Annotated in this window: 6 protein-coding genes; 1 reads left to right on the forward strand and 5 read right to left on the reverse strand. The window is 42.3% G+C overall.

Annotation, left to right across the window (positions count from 1 at the left end; genetic code table 11):
* Positions 1-57: 57 nt before the first annotated feature.
* The 5 genes from AC1DWN_RS26250 to AC1DWN_RS26270 form a co-directional block, all read right to left on the reverse strand.
* A complete protein-coding gene (locus AC1DWN_RS26250; protein ID WP_477561838.1) occupies positions 58-444 on the reverse strand; it encodes a hypothetical protein in 387 nt (128 codons plus the stop codon).
* Positions 441-1,814 carry a response regulator gene (locus AC1DWN_RS26255; RefSeq protein ID WP_477561839.1) on the reverse strand — a complete coding sequence of 458 codons (1,374 nt, stop codon included), beginning with the start codon at positions 1,812-1,814 and terminating at the stop codon, positions 441-443. Before AC1DWN_RS26255 ends, AC1DWN_RS26250 begins: the two co-directional genes overlap by 4 nt.
* A gap of 100 nt (positions 1,815-1,914) precedes the next feature.
* Complete coding sequence (locus AC1DWN_RS26260; RefSeq protein ID WP_477561840.1) at positions 1,915-2,730, reverse strand: phytanoyl-CoA dioxygenase family protein; 816 nt, start codon at positions 2,728-2,730, stop codon at positions 1,915-1,917.
* A 147-nt stretch (positions 2,731-2,877) separates the two neighbouring features.
* A complete protein-coding gene (locus AC1DWN_RS26265; RefSeq protein WP_477561841.1) occupies positions 2,878-3,912 on the reverse strand; it encodes a Gfo/Idh/MocA family protein in 1,035 nt (344 codons plus the stop codon).
* A complete protein-coding gene (locus AC1DWN_RS26270; RefSeq protein WP_477561842.1) occupies positions 3,909-4,553 on the reverse strand; it encodes a ThuA domain-containing protein in 645 nt (214 codons plus the stop codon). Before AC1DWN_RS26270 ends, AC1DWN_RS26265 begins: the two co-directional genes overlap by 4 nt.
* Positions 4,554-4,753: 200 nt before the next feature.
* Here AC1DWN_RS26270 and AC1DWN_RS26275 point away from each other — a divergent pair, with 200 nt between their 5' ends.
* Positions 4,754-5,671 (forward strand): AraC family transcriptional regulator, encoded by a 918-nt coding sequence (locus AC1DWN_RS26275; RefSeq protein ID WP_477561843.1) that lies wholly within the window; start codon positions 4,754-4,756, stop codon positions 5,669-5,671.
* Positions 5,672-5,784: the final 113 nt, after the last annotated feature.

The raw sequence follows: 5,784 nt of genomic DNA on the forward strand, positions 1-5,784 counted from the left end.
CACCAAGATAGGGGTTCGTAAAATTAACAAGGTTCAAGTTCTTTTGAATTTCCTGATTTAAAGCATATTTCTGAAATCACCAAGATAGGGGTTCGTAAAATTAACAAGGTTCAAGTTCTTTTGAATTTCCTGATTTAAAGCATATTTCTGAAATCCGTTTTGCGTCGATAAAAGATTATAAAAGCTCTGACCTATACTTCCCTCCATAGAAAGCTGAAGAGAAGCATATTCCATATTTTTCAACGTGCCCTCCAACCCAGACTGAACACTGTTAAGGGTGTTGATTATGCCACTTTCAATTTTATTGCTATTGATCTCTTGAATGGCTACATAACTGATCCCTCCTGTCAGTACAAGCGGAATTACAACAATAAGCATTAATACCGACATAAGCTTATTCCGAAGAGACGATGGGTGCTTATTCCCTATTAGGTCTCTTTTCATATATCATTTGCTCCATTTTTCACTTTTTTACGATATTCAGTTGGATTTAAACCGAAATGGCTGCGAAACATTTTACTGAAATATTTCTCATCCTTAAAACCGCTCTGCAACGCGATTTGATAAATAGGCTCATTGCTTTGCTCTAACAGCAAAGCCGTCTTCCTCATTTTTTGAATCTTCATATGATCTCCATAGGCTATTCCTAAAATATCTTTAAAGCATTGGCTGAAATAGCTATTGCTCATCAGAAGCTTCGTAGCTAGTTCATCCCTACCGAGACTAAAATCAACGTCTTCTTCAATTAAGATTAAAGCTCTGGCGATTGTAGTAATAATTGTGGGGGAGTATGGGATTTGTTTCATTCGTAATTGGACATACTCACGAAGCAAATAAAGCTTCTGCAGCCACTGGTGCCAAGTAGCCCCAGCATTATTTCTAATCATAGGGTTATTCTCGTCCCCAACTATTGTTACCCAAGGCAGTAAGCAAACGTGGAGCATACCTGCTAATTCATCGCGATCAATTCGGCTGCTGCTAACCATTGTTGCGATTGAATCAAATTTCGTTGAATCGGTCATCCATTTTTGCGAGTGCAACGCTTCCCTGATTTCTTCAACTCTCTTGGCTTCCTCTTCTCGATCATTTTTTGCGAATGCAGACAGCTCATAATAATATTGATCCGGTTTATACTCGTAAAATAAATAAGAAGGAATTTCACGTCTAAGATGCTCATAAAGTGTAGTCTGGCTGCTGAGCGGACTGTTCATAATTGAAATGATTGCCCAGTCTTCTCTTGGCAGCTGTTCATTCAGCATACTTAGAGTGAGTCCTGATTCGATTGAAACAAACCACGAATGATCAGAAATTTCTACAATACTAACATCTATATCCTTTATTTTATTTATAATTTGCTCATGGTTTCGTTTATTCGCAAAATGAACTAATACGTACCCGCTCCGCAAGTTCGAGAGAGGGGCGCGGACCTTTTTCTCATAAGTTACTCTTTCTAAGATCCGTATAAAAATATCATCGACTTTATCTTGTTCAAATTGTGTTTTAATAATGTAATCGATTGCTCCTAAGCGAAGTGCTTCCTGTACATAATCAAAATCTTGATGACAGGTTAATACAACAATCCACACATCTGGATATAGTAATCGTACATTCCTCATCAGCTCAAAACCGTCCATAACCGGCATCGTAAGATCAACAAAAAGAAAATCGATGGCATTTTCTTTCATAAACTCTAATGCCGCTTTCCCGTTATTCGCTTCACCGATGACCTGCATTTCGAATTTACTCCAAGGTAATAAAGCGATCAGTCCTTTTCTAATCAACTTCTCATCGTCAACAATCAATACGTTAAACATAACCGCCCTCCTCTTTCTTTTGCATACATACATTGATAATATCAGTTGGTGGAAAAGAAAGAAATCGTTCTTGCATATGCAAGAACGATTTTCAAAAGACCTATGGATAAACATTTGGATTAAGGGGACTTGCAGCAATCTCTCCCCGTTTAACTCCTGGAAAGAAGTTTGCTAAGTCACCTCCTCCTCTATTCGCTTCAGTAATAGTCAGCCCATCCGCAAAATAGATAATGGTCATCACCTCACGCATGCGTTCCGTTGGATTCCCCGGTGCGCAATGAAGGGTCCATCCCGCATGAAAAGTAGCATCTCCTGCTGCCATTGCACCATAATTTACCAGCTCTAAATCTTTATTCTCAACGTATTCCTTGAAGGAGCGGTGCGATTCATCCGAAATCCCTTGATCCAAGATAAAGCCATTGCCATGAGTAGCGGAACCAAAGGTCATAGAACCGACTTCCTCCGAAATGGGAACAAGCGGCATCCATAGCGTTATTGTTTTGTCGGTGTCCAGTGGCCAACCGTTTTGGTCCTGATGCCATGGCGTATGTCCGCCTCCAGGCTCTTTAAATAAGGCTTGATCATGATAAATCCGTACTGACGGGACCCCCATCAGCTCGGCAGCCACTTTTGCAAAACGGCGTGCCATTACAAACTTTGCAGCGGACTCACTCATTCTCCATAAGTTTTCGATTTGAATGAAGGCTTTACCATATGTATCCCGTTCATGCAGCTGTTTTGTATGGTAGTTATGTTCTTTTACAATCTCACTGATGACCTCGCGATATATGGATACTTCTTCATGATTCGCTAATGCTCTCACAATGGTATGTCCATCGCGCTGGTAGTCCAGAATTTGCTCCTCGGGAAGATGATACGTCTCGTTCAAATTAGGAAGGTTGTTTATTATGCTCATTTTGAATCCTCTCCTTATCCATCATTCATTCCTACATTACTTAGATCATTGTAAGAGATTTTGACGGTTTGGTCTTTGTGTGTAATGATCGATTTAGTTGTATAAAATGACTGAATATAAAGGTTTCATCTTTTCGTAGTTATTAAATCAGTGATAATCCCGCAGCAAATTGAACGTCCGGTTTTTCAACGGAAGAGCAAGCTTTTCCTTTTTCATCGAAGCCTGATAGGCCGCCATTACGATTTCCGTTGTTTTAGCACCATTATCCGAATCAATATCACTTTGACGGTTCTCTTCAAATGCAGAAATGAGATCCTTCAACGCCGCATGCATGCCATTAATCTTCGAAGTACCCTCCACATAATGTCGATACAACTCCACAGGCCGTTGTTTATGTTGGACAACAAAGTTGACTCCACCGTCTTCGAAGGAAACGGAGCCTTCAGTGCCAATGATGCGCAGACCCGCCGATTGGAGATGATTTCCTAGATGAATCGTGCTGACCACTCCACTTTTGAACCCGAACTGAAGCAGCATATGCTCTTCAACCGGATGACCGTAACGGATGCTGCCTTGATGCGGCGCTGACGAGACAACCCACTCGACTGCTTCATCGTGCATAAAGAAGCGGTGCATATCGACCCAGTGTGTTCCCCAGGACATCAAGTCCCAGCCCGAGCCTACCCAGCCTTCCAACCGTTCCAATTCACCGAGAACCCCGTCATCCAGCATGCCTCGAGTGGTTAGGTAGGGCCATTCAAACCTGCGCTGGTGATTGATAAACAATCGGGCGCCCCGCTCTCTGCATACCCGGACCATTTCATCTATTTCGTCAACACCGACGGCCATCGGCTTCTCGCACCAGATCATTTTGACGCCGGCCTGGGCAGCATAAAGCACCATTTCCTTATGCATTGTCGGCCAAGTACAAATGCTAACAATGTCCAGATTCTCGCGGTCAATCATCTCTTTGTAATCTAAATAAGTGTTGGGAACCTGAAAGTGATTTGCGTAAGCTTGTACATTCTCGTCCGAAATATCTGCGGCTGCGTAAATTTTAACGCTGCTGTGATGCTGATATGCATCCCCATGTGAGTATGCGATGGAAAAACCCTGCATATTTACATCAATACCGGCGGAAGGTCTTCCGCATCCAATAATTCCTGCTCGAAATGTGTTCATTCCTCATTACCTCCAATTGTCCATTTGCATGCGTTTCTAAAAAGTTGAATGTATGGCAGTTGTGTTACAGCACGCTCGTCATGCCCGATCAAAATCACTGTCACTCGGGAGTTTCCCGACTTTCGATACCATACCATAGGATGATTTCCGTCTTTCTCGGATGTTCGTGCAATGACATGGTTACCTTTGGCAAATTCCAGATCATAGTACATTTCATCAATAACTTCGAAGGAATCGGGCAAATTGTCCAGCAGCGGATGTTCCGCTGTCTTGATAATCATGAATTTGGAGTCCGCCGAGGAGTGGTTCGAATGTCCCCATTTCCAGATTCCTCCTACTAGGTTGAAATATTCTGGCCAGTCATCCCAATTCGCGATAGCGCTGTGCATGACCACAACGCCTCTACCAAGCTCAAGATGATGAAGCAGGGCTTGCTGTGCTTCCCAACTGATCGTATGACTCGATCCCGTCCATAAGCAGCTGTTCAGTACAAGGAGTTCGCACTCCGCAAAGTGTGGTGTGAGAAAGTCCTGCACCTCTTCCGTCACGTATACTTCATAACCGTCTTCCTTTAAGTAGTTCACCAGGTAGGCTGTCGTTTCGACAACCATCATCCCTCCACCGATTACAAAAGCTTTCATTTTTATCGCCTCCTATTAGGCTCCTAAAGATTTGAGGTACTCGTTGCTTCTCAATATTGCATCGTTTCAATGGATGGTTACATTTGTATCATCGCAAAAAAAGTTTTTTTAATATATAGAAAAAGAGAACATCTTTTTGACCATTTGCACCTTCTTTTACTGTATAATAATCGGACCAAGCTTAAGGGGGATATATCAATATGGAAATAACCATTTCCATTCCTGACATTTCAAGCACATTGCAAATACGCGGATTTCATGTAAAAGTAGTCGGACCCGGATGGTTTTATCATAACCATTATCATCCTTCATTTGAGCTGCTTCATTGTTGGGATGGCCATGTAACGGAGTGGCTGGACGGGCAACCGATCCCGTTATCGGCAGGAGATTGGCTGCTGATTCCTCCGGGAATAAAGCATAAAACGTTAAATCAAGCAGATTCCAATTTTACCTACTTATCCCTCCTGTTTGATATTGACGATCCTGATTTTCGCCGTGAGTTGAAGTCACTTGCCAATGTTTTGGTCACAAGCGGAGCTGCCTCCGAGACCCAACTCCCTGCTCATCTACAAGTACTGGACTCAATCATTCACAGCTATCAATTAAATTCATTAGACAATGGTACTATTCATTATCTATCGATAAGCGAGAGGCTTGGACTGCAAGCTTGTGTCCTGCTCATAGTCAAGGACATAGTTTCCATACTGAAGCAAAATGCCGAACATTTAAATGGCGAGAAAACAACGAACACTTACGAGCTAGCTTTGGCGCAGCGTATCGAACAATTGCTCATGGCATCACTTTGCAGCTCCGATGTTTCCGTTCAGCAAATAGCGAGGCAAATGGGAATGAGCCGAAATCAATGCACAAGATTGTTCTCTAAAATATTCGGGATGTCTCCAAGACAATATATCACTTCGCAAAGGCTGCTGCAGGCCAAAGAGAAACTCATTCAAACCGATCAAAGCATCGAATCTATTGCTTACGATCTAGGTTTTTCTTCTCAAAGTCATTTCAGCAGACAATTTAAAAGGTGGACCGGAGTTTCCCCAATAACGTATAGGCCAAAGCATAGAATCCAGCATAAGATCGAATCGAGTAAGCAAGAAAAGCCTTAGGGTACCATTTGTTATTGATGAATATGATTCGACGTACGTGGGTTATCGGAGCAATATTAGGAACAGTTTGGTGTTGGTTATCCCAGAAGTTATGAATGTAACCAATATGGATC

It is taken from the genome of Paenibacillus sp. P4_A7 (assembly GCF_056402455.1).